Raw genomic sequence first — 25,979 nt, 5'->3', positions numbered from 1 at the left:
ACCGGTGGCGAAAAATAGAGAACAGAAGCGATATGTACGCCTATATTGCTCTTTTCGGAACTATTATAGCTGGGATTATTGCGTCTTTTTTTGAAAATTACTTCTTCTGATTCCGTATGCAAATCCATACTGAGCTGTAACCGGCTCGCATATTCCGACAAAGTCTATACGAACAGATCGACCTTCTGGAACGTCGTCACGTCGATCAGGCCGACGTCTGAAATCCTCAGCTCCGGAATGACCACCAACGCCAGCAGCGAGTGCTGCATGTAGGCGTTGTTCAGGGAACAACCCATCTTGCGCATCGCCTCGGTCAGCTTTTCGGCCTTGGCGGCGACGATCTCGGCGCGTTCGTCCGACATCAGCCCGGCGATCGGCATTTCGACCAGCGCCAGTTCCTTGCCCTTGGAGAACAGCACGACGCCGCCGCCGACTTCACCCAGCCGGTTGACCGCCAGCGCCATGTCCTGCTTGTTGGTGCCGACGCAGATGATGTGGTGCGCGTCATGCGCCACGCTCGAGGCCATGGCGCAATCACCCATATAGCCGAAGCCGGAGACGAAGGCGTTGGTGACGCCGCCGGTGCCCCTGTGGCGCTCGACCAGCGCGATCTGGCAGACATCGTTGCGGCGGTCCATGGCAACCAGCCCATCCTCGACTGGAAGATCCGCCTCCAGCGCCCGCGTCGGCGCCTGGTTCTCGATGACGCCGATCACCCGCACCCGCACCTCGTTGGCGCCCTTGGGGGCCACGATGTCGAAATCCGCCGCCTTGAGTTTCTTGCCCAGCTTGACGGTGTTCTTCGCCGTCTCCGGATAGTCATAGGCCGGAATGTCGATGTCGAGCTTGCCCCCCTTGGCTAGCCTGACGCCGCGCGCATAGACCTCGTCGATGGTCATTGCGGCGAGATCGGAGACGATCAGCAGGTCGCCCAGGCGCCCCGGTGCGATCGAACCGATCTCGCGTTCCAGCCTGAAATGCTGGGCGGTATTGATCGTCGCCATCTGGATCGCCGTCACCGGCTTCAGCCCCTGGCTGATGGCGTGGCGCACCACCCGGTCCATGTGGCCTTCATGGACAAGGGTGCCGGAATGGCTGTCGTCGGTGCACAGGATGAAGTTGCGCGGATCGATGCCGCCTTCGGTCACCGCCTTGATCTGCGAGGCAACGTCGTACCAGGCGGAGCCCAGCCGCAGCATGGCCTTCATGCCCTGGCGCACGCGGGCAATCGCATCCTCGGCGCGTGTGCCTTCATGGTCGTCCTCGGGTCCGCCGGCGACATAGCCGTGGAACGGCAGGCCGAGATCGCGCGAGGCATAGTGGCCGCCCACCGTCTTGCCTGCCTTCACAGTGGCGGCGATCTCGCCCGACATCACCGGATCGTTGGCGGCGACGCCTGGGAAATTCATCACTTCGCCGAGCCCGATGATGTTTTCCCAGCTCATCGCCTCCGCGACATCGGCGACCGTCAGTTCGGCGCCGGCATGTTCAAGCCCAGGCGCCGAAGGCACGCAGGACGGCATCTGCACATGCACGTTGATAGGCATGGCCACCGCCTCGTCGTGCATCAGGCGAACACCCGGCAAACCCAGCACATTGGCGATCTCGTGCGGGTCGATGAACATCGAGGTGGTGCCGTGCGGGATGACGGCGCGGCAGAATTCGGTCACCGTCACCATGCCGCTCTCGACATGCATGTGCGCGTCGCAGAGACCGGGCACGAGATAGCGCCCGCCCGCGTCGACCACCTTGGTGCCCTGTCCGATCGTGTGGCCGGCATTCGGCCCGCAATAGGCGAAGCGTCCGCCTGATATGGCGACGTCGGTACCGGCGATGATCTCGCCCGAATGGACGTTGACCCAGCGCCCGTTGCGGATGACGAGATCGGCGGGTTTGCGGCCCATGGCGACGTCGACCAGATCGGTCGCCATTCCGGTCCAGGGTTTGGGTTTCGTTGCGCTGGCGGGCGGCTTTCTGGCCATCGAAGACTCCTGTTTGCCCGACTGTGCCAAGCCTACGGCGCTTTGGCCAGCGAGGAAGCGTGGATTTGCCTTGGGATGGCCTGGCTATTCGGGCTTCACGTCCACTTCGACCCTGGAACCGCCGGCTGAAATTCGCTCCGCGACGCGCTCGGCTTCGCCCGGTTTGAACGCGCCACTGATCATGATTTCTCCGCCCAGTATCGGTTCCACGACGCGTGGCGACGTCACTATGGCGCCGTCGATGCTGAGTTCGACGATCTTGCCGACATTTGCCCCCGTGAAGGTGGCAAAGGCCTTGCCGCTGTCGGGAGTGAGTTTGAGGCTGAGCATGTCCTGTCCCGAAGCAGGATCGGGAACGGCCACGGCCTTGGCAATGATGAGCGTCAGCGGGTCGGCCACCGCTATCTGTGCGACCACCAGCACCGCCGTGACGGTCGTGATAAAGCGGAACGGGATGCGCAAAAAGTATCCTCCCATGGGCGGCGCCTGTTTCGCACAAGGCGCGCGCCGCGGCAATCGGAAGGACACTGAGAACCGCGAGGCGCCTGCCCCTTCAACGACCACGATCGGATCGAAACTGAACACGGTCCGCGTCAATCTCAGCTACGAGTTCCGAGCGTCGCCACCCTCACCGTTGCCGAGCAAGTAGCGGACCAGTCTCGCGGGATGCGGGGGCGGCCGACGCTCCCCAGTGGGCGGGGGGAATGGGTTGGGCCTGAGAGGCGCCGGCCATGGCGGATCGATCCGCCGCGCAGATATCTACCGATGCCAGCAGTGCGGATAAATTCCGCGATCGCGCCAGTATCATCCCGCCTCCTCCTCTGGGTTGAGCGCTCGGGTGCCTCAGAACACGACTTGACGGGCTGTGTCTGGCGTCTGAAAAGGGCTGGCCTCGCGGACGTGGCGGAATTGGTAGACGCAAGGGACTTAAAATCCCTCGATCTCTGATCGTACGGGTTCGATTCCCGTCGTCCGCACCAGCCTTCGCTTCGAGCTTCGGGTGGCGGGCCACCAGGCTCAATCCTTCATCGGGTTAAGCTTCAAATGCTGAATCAAGATAATCGTCTTGGCATCGATAATCCGGCCATCGGCAATACTCGCCAGCGCTTCGTCGAGCGGCATTTCCAGGATCTCGATGTCCTCGCCCTCCTCCGGGGCGCCGCCGCCGGCCGAGATGCGGTCGGCGGGTGAGTAGCGGGCGATGAAGAACCAGAGGCGCTCGGTGACGCTGCCGGGGCTCATGTAAGGCGAAAACAGCCGCTCGATCTTGTTCAGCCGGTAGCCCAGCTCTTCCTCGGCTTCCTTGCGGATGGCGGTCTCCGGGTCGTTTTCGTCGAGCAGTCCGGCGCAGGCCTCGATCAGCGGTTCGCGGTGGCCGGTGACATAGGCGGGATAGCGGAACTGGCGCACCAGGAGCACGGTCGAGCGCTGGGGGTCATAGGGTAGGATCACCGCGCCGTCGCCGCGATCATATGTCTGGCGGATTTGCGTCTCCCATTGGCCATCGCGCCGGCGGTAGTCGAGCACCGTCTTCTTCAGGATCGCCCAGTCGTCGGAGAGGACCTCTTCCGAGCGTATACGAATGCGGTCTTCCATGGCTACCTCGATGCTTGCTGTCGGGCGCAGGCGTAGCCGCCAACCGGCCTCTCCGCAACCGGGGCAGCGATTGGTCCAGCACGCGTTTCACCGTCTCGTGTGTGGTACGGAAGAGATCCGTTGCCTAAATAGCGGGTTTCCCTCCGGAGTTGGTTTCATGACGACATCGCTATTCCAGCCCATCACGCTCGATGGGCTCACCTTTCCCAACCGCATCGCGGTGGCGCCGATGTGCCAGTATTCCGCCGATGACGGCTCGGCCAGCGACTGGCATCTCTATCACTGGATGAACCTCGCCATGTCCGGCGCCGGCATGGTCACGGTCGAGATGACCGATGTCGAGCGGCGCGGGCGCATCAGCCATGGCTGCCTGGGCCTCTATTCCGAAGACAATGAGGCGGCCGCGCGCCGCGCGCTGGACGCGGCCCGGCGCGTGGCGGCGCCCGGCACGAAGTTCGGGACACAGCTGGCGCATGCCGGCCGCAAGGCCTCGAACCGCAAGCCATGGGAAGGCGGCGGCCCGCTGCAGCCGAATGAAGACCCCTGGCAGACCGTCTCGGCCTCGGCGATCGCCTACGATACGGGCTGGAACGTGCCGCACGCGCTGGAGGACGAAGAAATCCTGCAGCTCATCGAACGCTTCGCCGAGGCCGCAAAGCGAGCCGAACGTGCCGGCTTCGACTTCATCGAGCTGCACGCAGCGCACGGCTATCTGATCTTCCAGTTCCTGTCGCCTCTGTCCAACCAGCGCACGGACCGCTGGGGCGGCTCGCTGGAAAACCGGATGCGCCTTGTCGTCGAGATCGCCAAGGCGGTGAAGAAAGCGGTGCCGAAGCTGATGCTCGGCGCCAGGCTGTCGGTGACGGACTGGGTCGATGGCGGCTTCGACGTCGCCGACGCGGTCGAGGTGGCGAAAGCGCTGAAGGCCGAAGGCGTCGCCTATCTCTGCTGTTCGAGCGGCGGCAATTCGCCGTTGCAGAAATTGCCCACCGGCCCCGGCTACCAGGTGCATCTGGCGGAAGCCGTGCGCAAGGGCGCCGGAATTCCGACCCGTGCGGTCGGCCTGATCGACGACCCGAAACAGGCCGAGGCCGTTATCGCCGAGGGCCGCGCCGACATGGTGGCGCTGGCACGCGCCTTCCTCGCCGATCCGCGCTGGGGATGGCGTGCGGCCGCCACATTCAGCGAAAAAATCCATCCGGCGCCGCAGCTCGCCCGCTCGGTGACGACGATGCAACATTGGATGAAGGCCGCCGGCTGACGTTGCCTTTGCCAATGCGGCTGGACAGCTTGCGATGGCTCCGCTTTAATCGCTCCGTCACTTGTTCCGGTGGGTAAGGCCGCCTTCGGCGCGGCCTGATTTGGAAGGGGGCATCATGTCGTTCAGGGCATTTTTGCCGGCCGCAGTCGTTATGGTCGTGGCCGGGTCATGGCTTGGCGCGTCCACGCCAGGTGTTGCGCACTATTGCGAGGGTACGGTGCACGGCCTGTCAGGCCGCTACAATCTGGCGACGGGCAGCGGTTTTCTGGCCGTGCGCACACGGCCCAACTCGTCGTCCCGGATGATCGGACAGCTGTTCAACGGCGACCATGTCGAGATCTTCGACCGGCGCGGCAACTGGTACCAAGTCGAAATCGGCGGCGGGACCGGCTGGGCGAATGCGCGCTGGCTGCGCAATGACTGCGGCTACTGAGGCCGTCGATGCATGCCGCCCAAACCATGCTCGCGGCTTGATCCGAGGCCGGATCCGGTTGGCCGACCCTATGCCCACGCAGCGCCGTGATAAACGCGACGCGACCTTTGGGCGCAGGCCGAGGGCCATTTTTGCAACCAAATTGGCTGCTTTGCGTTGCGGCCATGATGGACAACAAGCCTTTTGAAACGCCCGTCGTGGTCGAACTTGGCCATGTCGGCAAATATCGCCATATCCGCTCGACCCAGGAGGCGGCGGAGTGCCTGATGACGGTGTGGCCGCTCAATCGCGGGCCTCGTCACCGTGATGCCCTCGACACTTGCCTCAAAGTGCTGGAAGGTTATCGTTCGACAGCGGAAGCGCGCAGGGCACTGATCGAGGCCGCCAGGGAATCGGAAGTGCTGGTGCCCGACGACCGGCTGGCAGACGACCGTCTGCCCGACGACCGACTGCATTGAACAGGCGGACCCTTAACCGGAGGTTTTGAATGGCGAAGCTGACTTACAAGATCGTCGAGCATGACGGTGGATGGGCTTACAAGGTCGGCGCGACCTTCTCGGAGACATTTCCCACCCATCAGGATGCGTTGCGCGCCGCCGAAATCGCTTCGGCGGAACAACAGGTGGCCGGCGCTACCGACGGCATCCAGTATGAGGACGCCGACGGAAAATGGCACGAGGAACTGGCTGACGGCCGTGATCGGCCCCAGACTGAAATTTCGGATTGACAGTCATGTGCCAGCCCCGGATGCCAAGAGAGATGGCGTCCGGGGCAGGCCCGCGGCTCGCTATTTGCCGCAGTACTGATCGTTGACGTTGCCTTGGGCATTCGCGTCGGGGCCTGCCGTGTTCGAGGCACAAGGCCCGGCCGGGCCGGGATTGCCAAGGGTGTTCAATCCGGACCCGTCCGCGTTGATGCTGCCGGTGGTGCTCTGGTCGACGGCGGAAGAATCCCCGTTGCCGAACAGCCACCAATTGTGATGGTTGGAATAGGTTGCGTCGGACGATTGGGCCATCGCCGATGTGGCGAGACCGATCGTCAGGACGGATGCAGCGAAAAGTTTCCTGTACATTGAATTACTCCGTATCTTGGCCGCCTTGGGATGCGACACGGGGTAAACCCGGCAATCAGCCGGATGGTTCATTGAAATTGTCGTGAACCCTTGGTGATGCCGTGTCTGAAAAAGCTCGCGCCGCGATGCGCTTGATGAAGGCAACGACCCGTTCCGGCTCGACGAATTGCGGCATATGGCCGAGACCATCGACGGGCTCGAAATCAAGTCCTTCGACCTTTTCCCGCATCGGCTCGCCATGGACAGCCACGCCGATGACGCGATCGGCGCCGCCGAACAGGATGCCAGCCGGCATGGCGATCTCGCCATAGCGGCGCTCGATGTCGCCGAGATCCTTCTCGACCGCCACGACATCGGTCGACGTCGCGTGGTAGTGGGCGGGCCTCAGGCCGAGCCATCCGCCGCCTCCGATCATGTAGTCCGCCGCGACGGCCTGCGGCGCGAAGATGAAGTCCATCGTCGGCCGGGCATATCTAAGGCTCGCCGGTATCGCCACCGTGCAGGCCATGATCCACCGCAACGGGCGCGAGGGAATGTAGAGCAGGTCAAATCCTTGCCGCGTCCTTGTCTCCAGATGCGTCAGGGGCGCCAGCAAGGCGATGCCTGAAATCGCCTCGGGATGGTCGACGGCCAGGGTCAGTGTGATGGCACCGCCGAGGGAATGACCTACCACAAGCGGCCTCTCCAGCCCCAGTGTTTCCATGAAGCGTTTGATGATCTCGGCCTGCTCGGGCAAGCGGCCCGTCGCTCCGCTTGCCCGCGTCGAATAGCCGGAGCCCGGACGGTCGAGCGCGATCAGCCGGTAGCCGGGACCGAAACGGCCAAACACGGTGTGCCGGAAATGATGCAATTGGGCGCCAAGCCCATGCAGGAAGACGATCGGCCGCCCCTGCCCGACATCGACATAGTGGATGCGGTTGCCGTCGATCTCGACGAATTTTCCGACCGGCGGCACCAATCTCTCCGCTTTCGCCGCGATCCAAAGCGTCGCCAACAACAGACAAACGAGCAAGAGGACCGCCGCCAGAATGGCGGCGCCAAGCAGCCAGAGCAGAATCGATATCAGCATTCGTCACCCGGATCCGAGCCGCAGCTTACCCGGCTGCGATACCGCCGCAAGGACCGACAGGACGGGCCGACCTCGCGAGGCAGCCGTTGCCGCCCTGCGGGACCAAGGACAATCGGGAAGAGACCAGTCCCTGCAATCCAGCTGATATCCGTGTCTGTCGGACCGTTCGCCATCTGGGCGGCATTGCCGACGCCCGTGCGCCGCGCTATGCAGACGGCCCGTCCGCCGGAGCCCTTCCCATGCCTGAAATCGTCACTGCCGCCATGCTTGTCATCGGCGATGAGATTTTGTCCGGCCGTACCAAGGACAAGAATATCGGCCACCTCGCCGATATCATGACGGCGATCGGCATCGACCTGAAGGAGGTGCGCATCGTGCCCGACGAGGAAGACGAGATCGTGGCCGCGGTGAATGCGGTGCGCGCACGCTACACCTATGTGTTCACCACCGGCGGCATCGGCCCCACGCATGACGACATCACGGCCGATTCGATCGCCAAGGCGTTCGGCGTGCCTTGCGAATACGACGCCAAGGCCTATGCCCTGCTGGAGGCGAGCTATGCCGCGCGCGGCATCGAGTACACGGAAGCGCGAAAGCGCATGGCGCGCATGCCGCGCGGCGCGGACCATATCGACAACCCGGTGTCGGTGGCGCCGGGTTTTCGCATCGGCAACGTCCATGTCATGGCCGGCGTGCCCTCGATCTTCCAGGCCATGCTCGACAATGTCGTGCCGACGCTGAAAGCCGGCACAAAAATGCTGTCGGCCACGGTGCACTGCCCGTTCGGCGAGGGCCTTGTCGGCGGGCCGTTGGGCGAGATCCAGAAAGCCCATCCCGATACGATCATCGGCTCCTATCCCAAATATGGCGACGGCAAGTTCTGGACCGAATTGGTGGTCCGCGCCCGCAGCGAGGATGCGCTCGAAGCCGCGCGCGCCGACGTCGAGGCCATGGTGGCCGGCTTCGCCAGCCAGGCGCGCTGACCCGGTCGGGCCGGAACCAAGAACGACGCTGCAACGTTTTCCTGCCGCGAGGCCCATCACTCGCGAGATTGAGGGCACTCGCAAGATTGAGGGATCACCATGCGTTTCAAGACCATCGTCGCCATTCTGCAGAACGAGCAGGACGCCGAGCGCGTGCTCGACTGCGCCATCCCGCTTGCCGGCCGCTTCCAGAGCCATTTGATCGGCATCCATGCCGAGGCGCTGCCGGTGCCCTACACGTCGGCGACCGGCTTTCCCGATACGGAATTCCTGCAGGTCTCGGCCGACATGAACCGGGAACGGGCCGACAAGCTCCAGGCCGTATTCCTCAGGCGCATCGAGGATTCCGGCCTTTCCTTCGAATGGCGCAGCCTGGAGAGCTTCTCCGGCGACAGCGCGCTGACCGGCATTTCGACCGTGCGCGCCGCCGATCTCATCATCGCCGCCCAGCGCGAGACCGGCGGCGATCCGAGCGCCGACGTCGATACGCTGGTCTATGATGCCGGCCGGCCGGTACTGGTGGTGCCAAGCGCTGGTCCGCTCGTCACCACATTCAAACGCGTGCTGCTTGCCTGGAACGGCAGCAAGGAGGCCGCGCGCGCCGCGTTCGACGCCCTGCCCTTCATCATCGAGGCGGAGAAAACCGACATACTGGTCATCAACCCACCCGATACGCTCGACGAAAGCCCGGAGGCCGCCGGCGCCGAGATCGCGTCGGCGCTGTCGCGCCACGGCGCCACCGTCAGTGTTTCGGTGCAGAAATCGGACGGCACCTCGGTCGACGACATGATCCAGAACAGGGTCGCCGAGAGCGGCGCCGATCTCCTCGTTCTTGGTGCCTACAGCCATTCCTGGCTGCGCCAGCTCCTGTTCGGCGGGGTGACGCGCACGGTGCTGCGCACATCACAGGTAGCGGCCTTCCTGTCGCGATAAGTCCACAGCGATCGCTGCCGCCCACCCTTGCCAAACCCAAGGCTTTCCAGTTAATTCCGCGCGCATTCCCCTGTTTTTGTGCACGCGGTCGTCGCGTGCCGTGGAGTGCGCGAGAAATGTCCCTACCCGAAAAAGCCTTCCCGGTCTCCTGGGACCAGTTTCATCGTGACGCCCGCGCGCTTGCCTGGCGGCTTGCCGGCGCCAACAAGGGTCAGTGGAAGGCGATCGTCTGCATCACGCGCGGCGGGCTGGTGCCGGCGGCGATCATTTCGCGCGAACTGGGCATCCGCATCATCGAGACGGTTTGCGTCGCCTCCTATCACGACTACACCAGCCAGGGACAATTGCAGGTGCTGAAGGAGATCACGCCGAGCTTGCTGGCCGACGATGGCGCCGGCGTGCTGATCATCGACGACCTGACCGACACCGGCAAGACCGCCGGCATCGTGCGGGCCATGATGCCCAAGGCCCATTTCGCGACTGTCTACGCCAAGCCCAAGGGCAGGCCGCTGGTCGATACTTTCGTCACCGAGGTCAGCCAGGACACCTGGATCTATTTCCCGTGGGACATGGGTTTCACCTACCAGAAACCGATCGCCGACGACCACGCCGGCTGATTCGCTGAAAGGCGTTTCTTCCAGCTAAGCCCGCTGCGGGCGACAATATTTGCTTGTGCGGCGCGCGCCACGGGCAAGTTATCCTGTGAAATCGACCTTTGTTGACGGGATTCGGCCAGCCTGACCAAAGTTTTTACTTTTATTGGTCACAATTAGCCGTAAGATTCGTGAGGCGGCAAACGATTCTGGAGGCTGGGGCTAGCTTCTCCGATGTTGACACGGCCAACGACGCACAACCATCTGGCTGAAAGGGTCCGGCGACTCTTCGGCACCGCGCCATGCCGTCTGCAGGTTGCCGCCTTGCCCTGGCGCGATGCCGGGAACGGCATCGAGGTCATGCTGATCACCAGCCGTGATACGGGCCGCTGGGTGCTGCCAAAGGGCTGGCCGGAAGCCCGGGAGCCGCTGTGCGAGGCGGCCGCGCGCGAGGCCGCCGAGGAAGCCGGCTTGCGCGGAAACATCTCCCATCTCGAAGCCGGCCGCTATTTCTATGCCAAGGTGCTGGCCTCAGGCGAGGAAGTGCCCTGCGAGGTGCTGGTCTTTCCGCTGCAAGTCGACAAGGTCGCCGACCGCTGGAAGGAAAAACACTCCCGCACCCGCAAATGGGTCAATTCGAGCGAAGCCGTGCGCATGGTCAACGAGCCCGACCTTTGCCAGATCATCGCCTATTTCTGCGCCGACCCGCGCAGGTTTTCCTGATCGGCAAATATCGCGGCGGACGCACAATCCTGCGCCGCAATGGTTTGCTAATTTTTCTTGGTTAGGATCGTTCAGTCCTGGCGTTTGATCGATGGCGAATCCCGCAGACCCACTGCAGCAAGATCCCGGCGAGCCCCAGCGCGAGCATCGTCCGCGCGTGCTCAAGGGCGGAACGATCATCACCGGCATCCAGAACTCCGAGGTGGCTTGCACGGTGCGCAACCAGCATGCGGGCGGCGCCGAACTGAAAATACCGCTTGAGTCCCGGGTTCCCGATCGCTTCCTTCTCTATGTTCCGCTCGATGGCGTTGCCTATCGCTGCGAGGCCCGCTGGCGCCGCAACGACAGGATCGGCGTCCAGTTCACCGGCACCGAGCCAAAGCCGAAATTGCACTACGGCTGACCGCCGGGCGGCCATGCCTCGCGGTAGCGCATGTTCGCCACCGGAAAATGGTCGCCACGGCGGTCAATTCTATCCCCGTTATCCACATGTGTGACACACAAGATGTTGGGGTCACAAAAGCTACGCAAACGAATCCTTGACGGCTCGAAACGAGTCGCCTTTTATAGGCCATGCGCTCCTGTTGAGAGCGCGACCGGAAAGTTCTGAGCCCGGTCTTTTTCCCGGACTATGTGTGTTTTGCCCGCATTTCCGCCTGTTTACGAGGCCGGCGGAGGCGTTGGGATCGTGGGTGGTGGGGCGACGAAAGGGAGAATTGTCGGACTGGAATAAATTGTCTGTTAATACTATATTTAGTGTTTGCAGCTAAGTTCGACGCTAGATAGTGTGAATTTCCCTCAGGTGAGGGAATCGAAAAAATCAGTTTTGAGGGACCCGTAGGGTCGGTTGGCAGCCTCGGCAAACGCCCGGCAAGGCGTTTTGTCGTGTGTATGGCCGCGCCTGCGAAATGGAGATGCCGGCATTGTTCGCATGCCGGCAAACGGCGGACCGCGCGTTTCGTCTCTTGGGGGCAGAAATCCCCTGATGAAAGCGCTATATATAGACAAAAGGGACCGGACCAATGCGCATCGAGCGTCGTTTCACCAAGCCAGGGCAATCAGCTTATGCGGAGATCGAATTCCGCAAGGCGCTTTCCGAGATCAAGAATCCGGATGGCTCGGTGGTGTTTCGCTTGGACAACATCGATGTGCCGGCGCAATTCTCCCAGGTCGCCGCCGACATCCTGGCCCAGAAATATTTCCGCAAGGCCGGCGTCCCCGCGCGCCTGAAGAAGGTCGAGGAGAACGACGTCCCCTCCTTCCTGTGGCGCTCCGTCGCCGACGAGGCAGAGCTCGCCAAGCTGCCGGAAGCGGAGCGCTATGGTTCCGAGATCGACGCCCGCCAGGTCTTCGACCGGCTGGCCGGCACCTGGACCTATTGGGGCTGGAAGGGCGGCTACTTCAAGGCGTCGGAGGAAGACGCGCGCGCTTTCCGTGACGAGCTTGCCTATATGCTGGCCACGCAGCGCGTCGCGCCGAATTCGCCGCAATGGTTCAACACCGGCCTGCACTGGGCCTATGGCATTGACGGTCCGAGTCAGGGCCACTTCTATGTCGATCCCTTCACCGGCAAGCTGACCAAGTCGAAATCCTCCTACGAGCATCCGCAGCCGCATGCCTGCTTCATCCAGGGCGTGCAGGACGACCTCGTCAACGAGGGCGGCATCATGGATCTGTGGGTGCGTGAAGCGCGCCTGTTCAAATATGGCTCGGGCACCGGTTCGAACTTCTCGCTGCTGCGCGGCGAAGGCGAAAAACTGTCAGGCGGCGGCCGCTCTTCCGGCCTGATGAGCTTCCTCAAGATCGGCGACCGCGCCGCGGGCGCCATCAAGTCGGGCGGCACGACGCGCCGTGCGGCGAAAATGGTCATCGTCGACGCCGACCATCCCGACATCGAGGAATTCATCGACTGGAAGGTCAATGAAGAGCAGAAGGTCGCCTCGCTGGTGACCGGCTCCAAGATCGTCAAGAAGCATCTCGAAGCGATCATGAAGGCCTGCGTCAACTGCGAAGGCCATGACGACGACTGCTTCGATCCGGCGATCAACACGGCGCTGAAGCGCGAGATCAAGGCGGCCAAGAAGTCGGCGGTGCCGGAAAACTACATCTACCGCGTCATCCAGTTCGCCAAGCAGGGCTACACTTCGATGTCGTTCAAGACCTACGACACCGACTGGGATTCGGATGCCTATCTCACGGTTTCCGGCCAGAACTCCAACAATTCGGTGTCGCTGAAGGACAATTTCCTGCGCGCCGTCGAGACCGACGCCGACTGGCACCTGACCGCCCGCAAGGACGGCAAGGTCCTGAAGACGCTGAAGGCGCGCGACCTCTGGGAAAAGATCGGCTACGCCGCCTGGGCGTCGGCGGATCCCGGCCTGCACTTCAACACGACGATGAACGACTGGCACACCTGCGCTTCGGCCGGTGCGATCCGGGCCTCCAATCCGTGCTCGGAATACATGTTCCTCGACGACACGGCCTGCAATCTCGCCTCGATCAATCTCTTGCCCTACCGCAACGCCGACGGCACGATCGATATCGCCGCCTACGAGCACACCGTGCGGCTGTGGACCATGGTTCTCGAAATCTCGGTGATGATGGCGCAGTTCCCGTCGAAGGAGATCGCCAAGCTCTCCTACGACTACCGTACGCTGGGCCTCGGCTACGCCAATATTGGCGGCCTGCTGATGACCTCGGGCATTCCCTACGACTCCGATGAGGGCCGCGCGATCTGCGCCGCGCTGACCGCGATCATGACCGGCGTCGCCTATTCGACCTCGGCGGAAATGGCATCCGAACTCGGCGCCTTCCCCGACTATGACCGCAATGCACAGAACATGCTGCGCGTCATGCGCAACCATCGCCGCGCCGCCTATGGCGACAAGGACGGGTACGAGAAACTCGCGGTCAATCCGGTGCCGCTCGTGGCGTCGGACCTGAAGCAGCAGGATCTGGCCGCCCACGCCAAGGCCGCCTGGGACCGCGCCATCGAACTCGGCGAGGAGCATGGCTACCGCAACGCGCAGGCAACCGTGATCGCGCCGACCGGCACGATCGGCCTGGTCATGGATTGCGACACCACTGGCATCGAGCCCGATTTCGCCCTGGTGAAGTTCAAGAAGCTAGCCGGCGGCGGCTACTTCAAGATCATCAATCGCGCCGTGCCGGAAGCGCTGCGCACGCTCGGCTATTCCGAGAGCCAGATCGCCGAGATCGAGGCCTATGCCGTCGGCCACGGCAATCTCAACCAGGCGCCGGCCGTCAACCCCGGCTCGCTCAAGGCCAAGGGTTTTACCGACGACAAGATCGCCGCACTCAACGCGGCGCTGAAGTCGGCCTTCGACATCAAGTTCGTCTTCAACCAGTGGACGCTCGGCGCCGACTGGGTGAAGGAGACCTTTGGCTTCACCGACGAGCAGCTCAACGACTTCTCGTTCGAAATGCTGCCGGCGCTGGGCTTTTCGAAGAAGGACATCGAGGCCGCCAACATCCATGTCTGCGGTGCGATGACGCTGGAAGGCGCGCCCTTCCTCAAGGCCGAACATCTGGCGGTGTTCGACTGCGCCAGCCCGTGCGGCAAGATCGGCAAGCGCTCGCTTTCGATCAACAGCCATATCCAGATGATGGCGGCGGCACAGCCCTTCATCTCCGGCGCCATCTCCAAGACCATCAATATGCCCAACGACGCGACGGTGGAGGACGCCAAGAGCGCCTACATGCTGTCGTGGAAGCTGGCGCTGAAGGCCAACGCGCTCTACCGCGACGGCTCGAAGCTGTCGCAGCCGCTCAATGCCTCGCTGCTCGCCGATGGCGAGGAGGACGAGGACGACGCGGTCGAGCAGCTGATCGCCGCACCCGCCGCGCAGCGTGCGGTGCAGGTCACCGAAAAGATCGTCGAGCGCGTCGTCGAGCGTCTCTACCGCGACCGCGAAAAACTGCCGAACCGCCGCAAGGGGTATACGCAGAAGGCAGTCGTCGGCGGCCACAAGGTCTACCTGCGCACCGGCGAGTTCGACGACGGGCGTCTCGGCGAGATCTTCATCGATATGCACAAGGAAGGCGCGGCCTTCCGGGCGATGATGAACAATTTTGCCATCGCCATCTCGCTCGGCCTGCAATATGGCGTGCCGCTGGAGGAATTTGTCGAAGCCTTCACCTTCACCAAGTTCGAGCCGGCCGGCATGGTACAGGGCAATGACGCGATCAAGAACGCGACGTCGATCCTTGACTACGTGTTCCGCGAACTTGCGGTCTCTTATCTCAACCGCCACGACCTCGCCCATGTCGACCAGTCGGATTTCGACAAGACGGCACTCGGCCGCGGCATCACCGAAGGCAAGGCCACGCCGTTCTCCAAGGGGCTTTATCGCGGTGCCTCGCCAGTCAAGCTGGTGTCGGGCGCCGAGCCCAAGGGATTCGGCGGTTCTGGCCCGGCCACGGCCCCTGCCCGCGTGGCGCCGACGGCTTTCTCCGGCTCCAACGTGCTGGCGCTGAAGCCGGCGAGCGACGAGGCCATCGCCTATAAGCGCGACTATGAGGAGCGCGCCAGGGAACTGGTCGAGGACATCGCCGAGGAGGAAGCCGAGGCTTTGGGCGCCGAAGGGCTGTTCTCCGACGCCGCGGCGCACGAGGCCGCAGAAGCGAAGGCGCTCGCCGCCACCCGGCGCCAGCAATCGCTGATGCAGGGCTACACCGGCAACGAATGCTCGGAATGCCACAACTTCACCATGGTGCGGAACGGCACCTGCGAGAAGTGCGACACATGTGGTTCGACGAGCGGGTGCAGCTGAGAGCATCAATCAGATTGATAGGATAGGCGAATAGGGCATCGAAGATGCCCTATTCGTTTGTAAACATGATATTTCCGTATCCGATAACATTTTCGAACTTCAGATCGATCGCCGCTGCGATCGAAATTCCTTTTTCTAAGAAAATTACGTTCGTAGTAGGGCCGAACAACGTTGGAAAATCGAACGTACTTCGTTTTCTCGCGGTTCTGTTTAATCGCGCCGAAGCATCCCTAGATGACACCTACGACTTTCCCTATAACGACAAAGATATCTCATTATCCGTTACTGTAGACGGGAAATACATCCGGCAAAAATTATCCGGATTAGTGAACGCCAGCAGATATTTATCGTTTGACGACCTCAAAAAGGTCAAAATGAAATACAAGATATCAAAAGGCAGGTTTTCCCCTGAAATCGATAACAACGATGAATTGTTTAAGATATTTACCGATGAATACTTCTCAGGGTATTTTTTGCATGATTTTGGATCAGCCTCATCTATTGAGTCAAACAAATCTACCTTTCTGACTAAGCTGTCGATATATGACAAGCTTTTAGGAACAACTTACCTGCCGAATCTGCGGTTCATAACGCAAGCTGGCCAAGAGCCGCCGCAGTTTGTCAAATCTTCTTTTCCCGGCGAAACAGTAGCGTTCGGCACGGTTATAAATAGATTCGCCGAACTGGATCGGCCTGCATATGAGAACCTGGAAACATACAGCGGCCAGCTCAAACACATTTGCGACTTTATTTCATTTGTGATCGACAAGCCCTCGGTAGAGGTGAGCGTTCCTAGAGACAATAGCACCTTGTTCGTCAAAATAAACGGAGAGACAAGACCTCTCGAAAGTCTCGGTACTGGAATCGAACAGCTTCTGATGATCGGCCTTGTCTCGATCGGCTTTCCGAACAAGACCGTTCTGATCGACGAGCCAGAACTGCACCTGCACCCATTGGCTCAAAAAAGGATTATGAAGTATCTAAATGAAAGCGTAGACGCTCAATTCGTAATAGCCACTCATTCTGCCGCTATCCTTGATTCAGTTGACGCTGACATTGTGCAGATTTCTCAGGACCAAGGAAAAACCGAAGGCCGAACCATACAGACCAACGCACAAAAATTCCGCGCTGTACGCGATTTGGGGCACTCTCCAAGTGAGCTTCTGCAAACAAAATTTGCCATATGGGTAGAAGGCCCATCCGATAGGATATACTTAAACAACTGGATAAAGCGAGTAGATGATAGCCTCACCGAGGGAATAGATTACACAATACTATTTTATGGCGGAAAGATATTAAGCCACCACTCTTTCGAAGACATCGAATCTGACCTGGTTAAGGCGGTTACCGTTTCGCGATCTTTTGCAGTGGTCATCGACAGTGATCGAAAGCCAGACCGCCCTAACTTGAACGCCACAAAGTCCCGCGTGAAACTTGAGGTCGAGCGGGAGGGCGGATTGTGTTGGATAACCGAAGGCAGAGAAATTGAGAACTACCTCCCGCGTCAAGTAATTGAATCAGTCGCTGCGGATGTTATGGGGGTGACCGTTCAAGAAGACAAGCGGGAGCAGATCTTGAATCCAGAAAAGGTGAATAAGGCAGATTTTGCGCGGAAAGCCGTCGCTATAAAGTCGGATGAATGGCCGTTGGATTTGAAGAAGATGGTGACGGAACTGGTGACCAGAATCCGGGCTGCTCGGTAACTGATGCTCAAAGTCTCTATGATCGACCACATCACCATCGAAGTGAGCGACCTTGAGAGGAGCAAGCTCTTCTACGAGAAGGCTTTTGCGCCGTTGGGCTATGGCCTCTCCTTCGGCAAGGAGGGCGTGTTCTGGGCCTGCGATGTCGGCAAGGGCTGCCTGTTCGAAATCCAGCACACGGGCGAGAAGCCGCCGCTCACCCGTCTGCACGTTGCCTTCCGAGTGAGCAGCCAGGCGGAGGTCGATGCGTTCTATCAAGCGGCGCTCGATGCGGGTGCGGCGGACAATGGCGCGCCGGGTCCGCGTCCGGATTATGCGCAGAATTACTACGCCAGCTTCGTGCTCGACCCCGACGGCTACAACATCGAGGCGATGATCAACGAGGTGTGACGTGCGCCCTCTCCTCCCCTTTGGGAGGTGGATCGGCGCGACGCGCCGAGCCGAATGAGGGGTGCTGGAAGGATTGAGGCGCCGGTGTTTTCTGGAACACCCCTCATTCGACCGCTTCGCGGCCACCGGAACTCGGCATCGAGCCGCTGGACATCGAGCAAGTCGTCCGCATGATCGAAGGAAGCAGCTAATGCCTCCGCCACACGCGGAGCTCTGCTGCCGTCGGGCTGGGAAATGTCGGCTGCTCCGGCGGGATCTCAGGCGGCACGTCCGACGGAATATCAGGAGGTCCCCTTCCTGGTCCCGGGATGGGATCAGGTGAAGGCGGAGGAACGCCCGGTGGTTCTCCGGGCGGGTTTTCTGGCGGAGTTGGGGGCCGGGCAGGCTCGGGATTGGGATCGCCCGGCATCGGTTCGGGATTGTTCGGGTCTGGATTGGTCATTGCAGGCTCCTGAGTGCTGCGGCCAGCGCTGCCTGACGGGAAAGTCCTTTGCACTCAAGCGGCATGGTCGTATGTGCCCATAGGTTTAGTCGCCTTGATCGCTCGGAGACTGGCTTCGCCGCAGCGAGGTCCTCTTCCTTCCGGATGGACAGTACGTGCGGTTTGGTCATTCGCCTGATTTTTCGGAGAACGTCCGCCTATAGCCGCCAGACGTCCCTGGTCGATCAACCAATGCAGCGCCGGATCGTTCCGCGGCGCCAGCGAGTTGAGCGCATATCGAATTGTCTTCGTCCTGCCGGACTTTTAAGGGAGGCCGGCTCGACCGCCGGCGGTGAGATCGTGGCGTGGCGCAGCGCGCCAGCCATGAGCGCCTGGGATCACTGGACGGACCTAATCCGCGTCCGCCACCATCTGCCCCCCGCCGGCCCAGGCCCGCCACTGCCGCTCGTCGCCATGGAAGACGTTGAGATCGATGCGGCCGGTCACGCCATGCGACAGGCCGGAGCCGGAATACTGCCAGAACAGCCACTTGCGGCCCGGATATACTTTCGACGGGTGCCTGGCCACGGCGCGCAGCCAGAACGGGTAATCCGGGAAGGCGCCCTGCAAATTGTCGCGGTAGAAATCGGGCGCCGTGTAGATGATGGGCCGCTGGCCGTAATGGCGCTCCAGCTTGTCCATGAACACCTGCATCTTCTCCAGCACCTTTTCGCGCGACGGGCGCCGCTTGCAGGAGGAATCGCCGTTCCACTCGACGTCGATCACCGGCGGCAGCGCGCCGTCGACCTTCGGCACGTTGCGGATGAACCAGTCGGCCTGCTCGCTGGCGACACGGCACCAGTAGAAGAAATGGTAAGCGCCGCGCTTCAAGCCAGCCGCGTCGGCATTGCGCCAATTTTTCATGAACAGCGGATCGAGGTGGTCACCGCCGTCCGTCGCCTTGATGTAGGCGAAGTTAGCGCCCTGGGCGCGCAGCTTCTCCCAGTCGACGTTGCCTTGCCAGCGCGACACGTCGACACCGTGCACGGCAAGGTGACGGGGCGACGAGCGGCCGAAATCGATCGGTTTGGCATCGCGGAAGCCGTAGCGCGTGACCGGGCCAGCCAGCATGGGCGGTGCCGCCCGCGACAACAGCCTGGGCGGCGACACCAAAGCGGCCTCCTGAACCGGCGGTTCGACGGCGTCGGGCAATTCGGGCGCAGGAAACGCCACCGTCTCTTCCTCGGCCAAGCCGAAGGGCCGGACGGTGTCGTCCTCGGGAGCAATCTCGACCGGCTTGCGCGTATTGCTTGCCTTGGCCATGGCAACGGACGCGATCGGCGCGCTTGGCCGCACCACCGAGCTGGTCGTTTCGTTGGACGGCTTCTGCAGGTCGATCGCATCCATGCCCGATGTCGACGAACAGCCGGCGAGGCATAGCGATGCGATCACGAAACTGATGACGCCTGGTAACCGCATCTGGACCTGTACTCGAAACACAACAGACCGAAGGCGACGGCCGACGGACAACCAGATCAGTTATGAACGAGAAATTACCAATAAAGTTTGAATCAAGTTTTTTACCATAGCTGTTGCCCCCTTTCCGACAGCCGCCATCGTAGGTCCGGCCAAGCCTTGACAGCGCCATGATGTGGCTGTTGAGACGGGTTTGCGGCGCCTCGCGCCGGTGTTCCCGAAACTCCTAGAAAGGCGCCCGATGACCGCGTTGCAGCGACTTCTCCTGGTCCTCCTGCTCGTCGCTTCGGGCGGTGAAGCTTTTTCGATGCTGGCAGCGCATGCGAGCGGCCTGGTCGTCGTTCCGCCCGGAAACCGTTCCGCGACACAGCCGGCCATTCCGGAAGCATCGGCCACGCGAACGCGCGCCTTCAAGACCACCTATGACGAGAAATACGAAAAGGTCGTCGCGCTGCTGAAGCGCGAGAAGAAGCTCGTGGCGCACATCAAGCAGGTGGCGGCGGCCTACGACATCGATCCCATCCACATCGTCGGCGCGCTGGTCGGCGAGCATACTTACAACGTCACCGCCGTCGGCTCGGTACAGACCTATTATGTCAAGGCGCTGTCCTATTCCGGCCTCGACTTCGCTTTCCGCTACAAGGGCGTGCCGGTGCAGACCTTTGTCCAGCGTCCGGAATTCGCGGCTTGCGGCCAGGCTGGGGACAGTGCGACCCTGTGGAGTTGCCGCGACAGGGTCTGGGTCGAGCATTTCCGCGGCAAGACGGTCGACGGCGTCACCTATGACGCGATGACCTTCCAGCAGGCGTTCTTCCAGCCTTTCTTCGCCGGCCAGACATTCGGCCTCGGCCAGATCAGCCCCTTGACCGCGCTCGAGGTCACCGACCTCGTCAACAGAGTGAGCGGCTACGACAGGCTGACCCCGGATCATCCGCAGGCGATCTACCGCGATGTCATGGATCCGGACCGCAGCATCGTCTACATCGCGGCGATCGTGCGCGACGCCATCGACGCCTACAAGGAACAAGGCTTCGACATCTCGGGCAATCCCGGCATCACGGCGACGCTCTACAATGTCGGCCAGCCGCGTCAGCGGGCCGCCGCCCTTGCCAGCGCCAAGGGCCGCAAGCTGCCGGTCGAGAATTATTACGGTTGGCTCGTCAACGACAAGCTCGACGATCTCAAGAGCCTGCTCGACAGCGGCAGCTGAGGAACACTTTCAAAAGGGGCTTACGTGCAGTCGTTCATCGACCAGAGCGTTTGTTTCATCGAGAACCATCAGGCCTGGGCTGGCCTTGTGGTCGGATTGCTCGCCTTCGGCGAGTCGCTGGTGCTGGTCGGCATCCTGTTGCCCGGCACCACGGTGCTGATCATCGTCGGCGGCCTGGTGGGCGCCGGCATCATCCAGCCCCTGCCCGTTCTTCTCGCCGCGATGGTCGGCGCGGCACTGGGCGACACCATCTCGTATTTTCTCGGCAGATGGCTCGGGCGCGGTGTCGTGCACAAATGGCCGCTCAACCGCTACCGGCGCGAGGTGGCGCGAGCGCGCCTGTTCTTCCATCGCTATGGTTTCGCCGCGGTTTTCGTCGGCCGCTTCTTCGGTCCCGTGCGCGCCACCATCCCGCTGGTCGCCGGCATGATGGGCATGCACCGGCGGCGCTTCCAGATCGCCAACATCCTGTCGGCGATCATCTGGGCGCCGGTGGTGCTGTCGCCTGGATGGCTGGTGGCGAAAGGGGCCGACAGCCTGCCCGAACTCGACGCGACCAGCCTGTTCGGCCTGGCGGTGATCGCGGCCATAGTGGCGGCGATCATCGTCGCCGTGATTTTCGTCAGACTGCGCGGGACCAGGCGGAACGGCCTGGTCTAGCCGCGCTTCCTGAAGACGCCGATCATCGGCCCCAAATTCCAGTAATCGTCGTTGCGGCCGATGGCCGGAGCGAGCAGGCTCGATATCGTGCCGTCGAGAAAGAGTGCGTTGTCGCAGCCGAGCGCGTCGCGAAACAGGCGAGCGAAGGCGTGGAATGTCACCGTGCCGTTCGAGATGGCAAAGACCGCGACGCCATCCTTGCGCACCCCGACGCCGTCGCGGCTCTTGCGCGAGGTGCCGTCGGCCTGGAATTTCGGATGAAGCTCGCCGTCGATCACCAGCATCGGCCCCGATTGCGTTGCATAGTCGGTGGCTGGCCGCTGCCTGACGAAGTCCCTGGTCGCCCGGACCGCGGCCTTGCCGCCGCCAATATAGAAAATGCCGTTAGGCTGCAGCGAAAAATTGCCGCTGCCCGAACCCGTCTTGACACCAGCCATTTCCTGGCCGCGTTCGACATAGAGGCCGACTGGCCTGAGGTCGGGGTGGTACATGCCCGCATTGATGGCAAACAGCATGGTACGGCCGGCCGCGCGCTGAGCGTTGTCGAGATTGTGCAGCGATTGAAACGGCTTCCCGCCTTGGTCTTTCCAGAACAGTTCGATCGAATACAGTTTCGGATCGACCTCGCAGACGAGAAAGCTGGCGGCTTCGAAGGCGACATCACGGCACGGCGGGACCGAAGCGAACCACTGGCCGAATGCCAACGTCGTGGCGACCGCGTGCGGCAATGCGGCCTTGAGCAAAGTCAGCAACAAGGGCGCCGAATGCAGGAGTGTCAAGAAATCCATGCGCGTTCCGGATCGTCGGTTCCAACGAATTGTCGTGGATAGCACCGCTTGCCGGCACCATGAAGGATTTGCTCGGGGGAAGCGCGGATTACCAGTCCGGACGTCCGGCCAGGGCTATTTGACGGCGCTGACCAGCTTCTCCTCGCCGGCAAGAATGGAAACCCAGTGCCCGGTGTTGTCGCTGGCCTGTCTTTTCAGGTAGCGATACGGCGTCTGGTTCCAGAGACGAACCTTGTCGACAAGATTGTCGAGGATGAAGTCGCCCTTGTCGGTGCGCACCGTCAGCACGGCATGGCCCTCGCCGTCCGGCTTGCGAACCACCGTCATCAGGAGATTGGCGAGGGCAATGCCCAGACTGTTGAGCTCGCGCCGCTTTTCCAGCGCGTAATCCTCACAGTCGCCGAAGCCATTGTCCGGATAGGCCCACCATTCCTCCTTGCCGTAATTGTCCATGTCGCTCATCGGCTTGACGCGCGTGTTGACCGAGAGATTCACGGCGGAGATCTCGTGTAGCAGTTTGCTGGTCAGACGTTCAGGCACGCTGTCGGGCGAACGGATCGAACATTCTGCAAGGTGGATCTTGCAAAAATCATAGTGGCCGATCGGCTGGGACGTCGAGCCGCCGACAACCATGGAAGCGGGGGCCGCGTAGGCGGAATTGACCGCCGAACAGACAGCAATCAGGGCAATCGCCAGCCCCAGCCCCTTCGCCTTCCGGCGCAAACCCAACGAGGATGCCATGCGGCTCCGCCATCTGTTTTTGTTAACAGAACGTTAAGGGCGGACATTGGCGGAAGTCAATGAAGGCGTACGATCACATCTTCGGGCACGAGGTGATGCCCTTCCGCGGTGGCCGTCGTGCAACACCCGCCAGCGGGCCGATCAGCTTAGGCAAGCCATCCCATTGCCACGCCGAGCAGCAGGACGACCCCGAGCACGCCACGATAGATGACGAAAGGCCAGGCGGAGAAACGTTCGAGCACGCGCATCAGGCCCCAGATGGCGAAGAAGGCCGATATGGAGGCCACGAGCAGCCCCAGGCCGAGAACCGACCAGCCATGGGCACCGAGATGCACCTTGTGCAGTTCCCACAATTCCTTGAGGCCGGCGAGCGCAATGGCCGGCAGCCCGAGCAGGAACGAGAAGCGTGCAGCCTCGGCCCGCTTGAAGCCGAGCCCCAGGGCAGCCGTCAAGGTCGAGCCCGAGCGTGAGACGCCAGGGATCAGTGCGCCGACCTGGGCAACACCGACAAGAAGCGCATCGGCGAGCGACGCTTCGCCTATCGTGCGCTTGTGGCGGGCGAAAATCTCGGCCAGCGCCAGCAGAACCGCCATGGCGATGCAGGCCCAGCCAATCACGCTCAGGCTGCGCAGCGGCGAATTGCAGGCGTTGAGGACGCCCGACAACGCCACGCCGGCAATGACGATCGGAATTGTCGCCAGCACGATCCAGTAAGCCAGACGGAAATGCCGGTCGGCAAAATCGCGCCGCGTGAGGGCATCGAGCGATCCAAACAGGAGATCCCTGACATCGCCCCAGAAATAGCTGACCACGGCGGCAAGGGCCGCCAACTGCATGGCGGCGGAGAAGGCGGAGCCCGGATCCTGCCAGCCGAGCACGGCCGGCACGATGCGCATATGGGCGGTCGAGGAGATCGGCAGCAGCTCGGTGATGCCTTGCACGAGGCCGAGGAATGCGACCTTGGCAAATCCAAGGCCGACAAAGCCCGTGTCGACGCCTTGCGTGCAGATATCAGCCATGTCGGGTTCCATGCGGGAGAGATCGGACTTGCGAAGGCATGATCGGAGGCGATCAGTGCCGGGCAAGCCATACCGCCATGCAGCCGAGAATCAATTTACGGATTTGTAAGCTGGTCGCCCGAAGGACATCGTTCCGCCCCAAGCGGCGACAAATCCCCCTGCCTATGCGCGTGACACCCGCTCGCACCCAAACCGGCCAAAGGCCGGCTGGTGGTTTTCATGGAAAAACCGCAAGGCTATTTCAGGGGCACAGCCACAGCTTTTGGCAGGTTCTGGCGATGACATGCGCCGGCGGGACGACCGGCTCCTCGAGGGAAGGCCGGCGGGCGCGCTCGAGCAGCATGCGCACTTGTTCCGGGCGCACACGGTCGCGCTCCATCACAAGCAGGACCATCGGATCGCTCAAAAGCTCGTCCAGGGTGCTGATGCTGTCGTTCATCCGTCGTCTCCTCGAATGCCGGGCCCGCGACGCTTAGATAGGGAGACAAAGATGGCCCGCCAATGACGCTTTGCCGGCTATCGCGTGTCTCTTTGGATTAATTTTTGGTCATTCTGCGGCACGTCCTCCCCATTGAAGGGAAGGAGAGAGCTAGGCTGGCGGAGCGCCTTCATATTGCGGTAGGCCGTCGTCAAGCATCACCCAGGGCTGTTTCGAGACGGTCCACATATGCATCTGTGGCCTGAAGAACGACGGGTCGTCCAGCGAACCGGTGGTCACGCCGATGATGCCGGCGGAATCGCGCCGCGAAAACATCGTCGTCCCGCAACTTGGGCAAAACCCGCGCTTGAGATCGGGCGAGGTGTTGACCGTGGCCAACGGGCCCTCGATCGTCACATCGTCGATGCGGAACAGAACGCGCGCATTGAAGGCCGCGCCGATTGCCTTCTGGCAGAGCCGGCAGTGACAGATGCGCTCGTTGATGGGATCGGCGTCGGTGCGGTAGCGCACCGCCTTGCACAGGCATCCGCCCTCGTATTTTGCCATCGCCTGACCCGTTGGTGGAGTGAATTGGCGGCAAGGGTAGCGGCGAGGCCGATTGGGTCAATTGAAAAGCTTTGATACAAGGTCATCGATTATCGTGATGTGGCAGGACCGTCATGACATCGGACATCGAAACGATCGGCATTGCGGACCTGTTCGGTCCGCCCTCTCCCGCCCGCGACCGCGCCGACGCTGGGGTCATGGCCGCCGCCGCCGGCATCGGCTTCATGGCGGTCCGGGATTTTCCCGGCGATGACTGGCTGACGCCGGACAAGCGCGCGCGATTGCTGCGCATCTTCGAGCTTCCCGATGCCGGCAAGCAGGAATTGCTGCGCTGGAATTTCGATCACACGAAGAAGAATTTCTACCGCGGCTGGTTTCCGCTGCAGCCGCAAGCCGTTTCCTACAAGGAAGGCATCGACATGGGGCCGGACATTGCCGATGCGGCGCGAGTCTCGGCTTCCGACGATCCCTTGTGCGAGCCGACACCATTGCCCGCCGAAAATGCCCTGCCCGGCTGGCGCAACGCCGCGGCCGACTACTATCGCGCGATGGAGACGGTCGGCACCATGCTGATGCGGTCGATCGCACGCGGGCTTGGCCTGCCTGAAACAATCTTCGATGCCTATTTCGCTGGTGGCATCTCGACGCTGCGCCTGATCCGCTATCCCTTGCGCGACGCCAATGCCGGGGTCGACACAAGCGGGCCGGAGTTTTCGGTGATCCACAAGGGCGAGACGCGCACCATCATCGGCCGCGAACATGCCGATTCAGGCTTCGTCACCTTGCTGGCGCAAGACGGCGTCGAGGGCTTGCAGGCAAAGACCCTTGCCGGCCAATGGATCGACGTGCCGCCAGCCAATGGCACGCTGGCGGTCAATTTCGGCCAGCTGCTTGAGCGGTGGACCTGCGGCCGTGTACGGGCGACGCGGCACCGGGTGATTGCGCCGAAAACGGTGCGATTCTCGATACCGTTCTTCTACGAGCCGCGCGTCGACGCGGAGATCTCGCCCCTGCCATTAGGCGGCGCCGAACCCTTCGAGCCGTTTCTCTATGGCGACTATCTCTGGGAGTCGGCGACGAACTTCGTCGAGATGAGCGGCATCAAGCATTTGAGACAACCACGCCGCGCCATCGCTTCGTAAGGAAGA

Annotated in this window: 26 protein-coding genes and 1 tRNA gene; 16 read left to right on the top strand and 11 right to left on the bottom strand. The window is 61.9% G+C overall.

The genetic code is table 11. The annotated features are described in order from the left end of the window. Positions 1-164 precede the first annotated feature (164 nt). Both ade and LB569_RS06265 read right to left on the bottom strand, forming a co-directional pair. Entirely contained in the window at positions 165-1,982 is a 1,818-nt protein-coding gene (ade, locus tag LB569_RS06270) for an adenine deaminase (protein WP_224691492.1), read from the bottom strand. A gap of 84 nt (positions 1,983-2,066) precedes the next feature. Then, a complete protein-coding gene (locus LB569_RS06265; RefSeq protein WP_224691491.1) occupies positions 2,067-2,444 on the bottom strand; it encodes a SecDF P1 head subdomain-containing protein in 378 nt (125 codons plus the stop codon). 432 nt (positions 2,445-2,876) lie between these two features. Here LB569_RS06265 and LB569_RS06260 point away from each other — a divergent pair. After that, positions 2,877-2,962: transfer RNA gene (locus LB569_RS06260), tRNA-Leu, on the top strand. A 37-nt stretch (positions 2,963-2,999) separates the two neighbouring features. Here the strand turns inward: LB569_RS06260 and LB569_RS06255 are convergent. Continuing rightward, the gene (locus tag LB569_RS06255) at positions 3,000-3,578 is read right to left on the bottom strand and encodes an NUDIX domain-containing protein (RefSeq protein WP_224691490.1); all 579 of its coding nucleotides are present in this window, start codon (positions 3,576-3,578) and stop codon (positions 3,000-3,002) included. 157 nt (positions 3,579-3,735) lie between these two features. Between LB569_RS06255 and LB569_RS06250 the strand changes: the two genes are divergently transcribed. From LB569_RS06250 to LB569_RS06235, 4 genes are all read left to right on the top strand, one after another. Continuing rightward, positions 3,736-4,839 carry an NADH:flavin oxidoreductase/NADH oxidase gene (locus LB569_RS06250; RefSeq protein ID WP_224691489.1) on the top strand — a complete coding sequence of 368 codons (1,104 nt, stop codon included), beginning with the start codon at positions 3,736-3,738 and terminating at the stop codon, positions 4,837-4,839. A gap of 115 nt (positions 4,840-4,954) precedes the next feature. Further along, the gene (locus LB569_RS06245; protein WP_224691488.1) at positions 4,955-5,272 is read left to right on the top strand and encodes an SH3 domain-containing protein; all 318 of its coding nucleotides are present in this window, start codon (positions 4,955-4,957) and stop codon (positions 5,270-5,272) included. A gap of 164 nt (positions 5,273-5,436) precedes the next feature. Next, positions 5,437-5,730, top strand: a complete 294-nt coding sequence (locus LB569_RS06240) for a DUF982 domain-containing protein (protein WP_140706631.1) — start codon at positions 5,437-5,439, stop codon at positions 5,728-5,730. Between the two features lie 29 nt (positions 5,731-5,759). After that, positions 5,760-5,999, top strand: a complete 240-nt coding sequence (locus tag LB569_RS06235; protein WP_136617408.1) for a DUF2188 domain-containing protein — start codon at positions 5,760-5,762, stop codon at positions 5,997-5,999. Positions 6,000-6,059: 60 nt separating this feature from the next. Here LB569_RS06235 and LB569_RS06230 read toward each other — a convergent pair whose 3' ends face one another. Beyond that, entirely contained in the window at positions 6,060-6,344 is a 285-nt protein-coding gene (locus LB569_RS06230; protein WP_140706633.1) for a hypothetical protein, read from the bottom strand. A gap of 55 nt (positions 6,345-6,399) precedes the next feature. Continuing rightward, positions 6,400-7,413, bottom strand: coding sequence for an alpha/beta fold hydrolase (locus tag LB569_RS06225; protein ID WP_224691487.1), 1,014 nt, complete (start codon positions 7,411-7,413; stop codon positions 6,400-6,402). Between the two features lie 239 nt (positions 7,414-7,652). Between LB569_RS06225 and LB569_RS06220 the strand changes: the two genes are divergently transcribed. From LB569_RS06220 to LB569_RS06185, 8 genes are all read left to right on the top strand, one after another. After that, a complete protein-coding gene (locus tag LB569_RS06220) occupies positions 7,653-8,396 on the top strand; it encodes a competence/damage-inducible protein A (RefSeq protein WP_224691486.1) in 744 nt (247 codons plus the stop codon). Between the two features lie 99 nt (positions 8,397-8,495). Further along, positions 8,496-9,329 carry a universal stress protein gene (locus LB569_RS06215; protein ID WP_224691485.1) on the top strand — a complete coding sequence of 278 codons (834 nt, stop codon included), beginning with the start codon at positions 8,496-8,498 and terminating at the stop codon, positions 9,327-9,329. A 116-nt stretch (positions 9,330-9,445) separates the two neighbouring features. Continuing rightward, positions 9,446-9,946: a xanthine phosphoribosyltransferase gene (gene gpt, locus LB569_RS06210; protein WP_140706641.1), complete on the top strand. Its 501-nt coding sequence runs from the start codon at positions 9,446-9,448 to the stop codon at positions 9,944-9,946. Between the two features lie 210 nt (positions 9,947-10,156). Further along, positions 10,157-10,645, top strand: a complete 489-nt coding sequence (locus tag LB569_RS06205; protein ID WP_224691484.1) for an NUDIX hydrolase — start codon at positions 10,157-10,159, stop codon at positions 10,643-10,645. Between the two features lie 91 nt (positions 10,646-10,736). Further along, a complete protein-coding gene (locus LB569_RS06200) occupies positions 10,737-11,048 on the top strand; it encodes a PilZ domain-containing protein (protein ID WP_224691483.1) in 312 nt (103 codons plus the stop codon). A 619-nt stretch (positions 11,049-11,667) separates the two neighbouring features. Beyond that, the gene (locus LB569_RS06195; protein ID WP_224691482.1) at positions 11,668-15,438 is read left to right on the top strand and encodes a vitamin B12-dependent ribonucleotide reductase; all 3,771 of its coding nucleotides are present in this window, start codon (positions 11,668-11,670) and stop codon (positions 15,436-15,438) included. Between the two features lie 44 nt (positions 15,439-15,482). Then, a complete protein-coding gene (locus tag LB569_RS06190) occupies positions 15,483-17,141 on the top strand; it encodes an ATP-dependent nuclease (RefSeq protein ID WP_224691481.1) in 1,659 nt (552 codons plus the stop codon). Positions 17,142-17,159: 18 nt separating this feature from the next. Continuing rightward, the gene (locus tag LB569_RS06185) at positions 17,160-17,531 is read left to right on the top strand and encodes a VOC family protein (RefSeq protein WP_224691521.1); all 372 of its coding nucleotides are present in this window, start codon (positions 17,160-17,162) and stop codon (positions 17,529-17,531) included. Between the two features lie 832 nt (positions 17,532-18,363). On the opposite strand, the gene LB569_RS06175 is transcribed toward LB569_RS06185, so the two are convergent. Beyond that, entirely contained in the window at positions 18,364-19,431 is a 1,068-nt protein-coding gene (locus LB569_RS06175; protein ID WP_224691480.1) for a GH25 family lysozyme, read from the bottom strand. A 247-nt stretch (positions 19,432-19,678) separates the two neighbouring features. Here LB569_RS06175 and LB569_RS06170 point away from each other — a divergent pair, with 247 nt between their 5' ends. Both LB569_RS06170 and LB569_RS06165 read left to right on the top strand, forming a co-directional pair. After that, positions 19,679-20,638: a DUF1402 family protein gene (locus tag LB569_RS06170; RefSeq protein WP_411910232.1), complete on the top strand. Its 960-nt coding sequence runs from the start codon at positions 19,679-19,681 to the stop codon at positions 20,636-20,638. 24 nt (positions 20,639-20,662) lie between these two features. After that, on the top strand, positions 20,663-21,298 hold the full coding sequence (locus tag LB569_RS06165) for a DedA family protein (RefSeq protein WP_224691479.1): 636 nt from the start codon (positions 20,663-20,665) through the stop codon (positions 21,296-21,298). Here the strand turns inward: LB569_RS06165 and LB569_RS06160 are convergent. The 5 genes from LB569_RS06160 to LB569_RS06140 form a co-directional block, all read right to left on the bottom strand. After that, the gene (locus LB569_RS06160; RefSeq protein ID WP_224691478.1) at positions 21,295-22,086 is read right to left on the bottom strand and encodes a phosphodiester glycosidase family protein; all 792 of its coding nucleotides are present in this window, start codon (positions 22,084-22,086) and stop codon (positions 21,295-21,297) included. The genes LB569_RS06165 and LB569_RS06160 overlap by 4 nt on opposite strands. Positions 22,087-22,200: 114 nt before the next feature. Then, the gene (locus tag LB569_RS06155) at positions 22,201-22,827 is read right to left on the bottom strand and encodes a transglutaminase-like cysteine peptidase (protein ID WP_224691477.1); all 627 of its coding nucleotides are present in this window, start codon (positions 22,825-22,827) and stop codon (positions 22,201-22,203) included. Between the two features lie 146 nt (positions 22,828-22,973). After that, positions 22,974-23,846 carry an undecaprenyl-diphosphate phosphatase gene (locus LB569_RS06150; protein ID WP_224691476.1) on the bottom strand — a complete coding sequence of 291 codons (873 nt, stop codon included), beginning with the start codon at positions 23,844-23,846 and terminating at the stop codon, positions 22,974-22,976. 241 nt (positions 23,847-24,087) lie between these two features. After that, complete coding sequence (locus LB569_RS06145; RefSeq protein WP_140706665.1) at positions 24,088-24,285, bottom strand: hypothetical protein; 198 nt, start codon at positions 24,283-24,285, stop codon at positions 24,088-24,090. A 150-nt stretch (positions 24,286-24,435) separates the two neighbouring features. Next, on the bottom strand, positions 24,436-24,831 hold the full coding sequence (locus LB569_RS06140; RefSeq protein WP_224691475.1) for a GFA family protein: 396 nt from the start codon (positions 24,829-24,831) through the stop codon (positions 24,436-24,438). 113 nt (positions 24,832-24,944) lie between these two features. Between LB569_RS06140 and LB569_RS06135 the strand changes: the two genes are divergently transcribed. Further along, positions 24,945-25,973: an isopenicillin N synthase family dioxygenase gene (locus LB569_RS06135; RefSeq protein WP_224691474.1), complete on the top strand. Its 1,029-nt coding sequence runs from the start codon at positions 24,945-24,947 to the stop codon at positions 25,971-25,973. The last annotated feature ends 6 nt before the right edge of the window (positions 25,974-25,979 follow it).

Origin of the sequence: Mesorhizobium sp. BH1-1-4 (assembly GCF_020165665.1) — a bacterium.
Taxonomy (GTDB): domain Bacteria; phylum Pseudomonadota; class Alphaproteobacteria; order Rhizobiales; family Rhizobiaceae; genus Mesorhizobium.
This window is presented reverse-complemented; position numbering and strand designations above follow the sequence as displayed.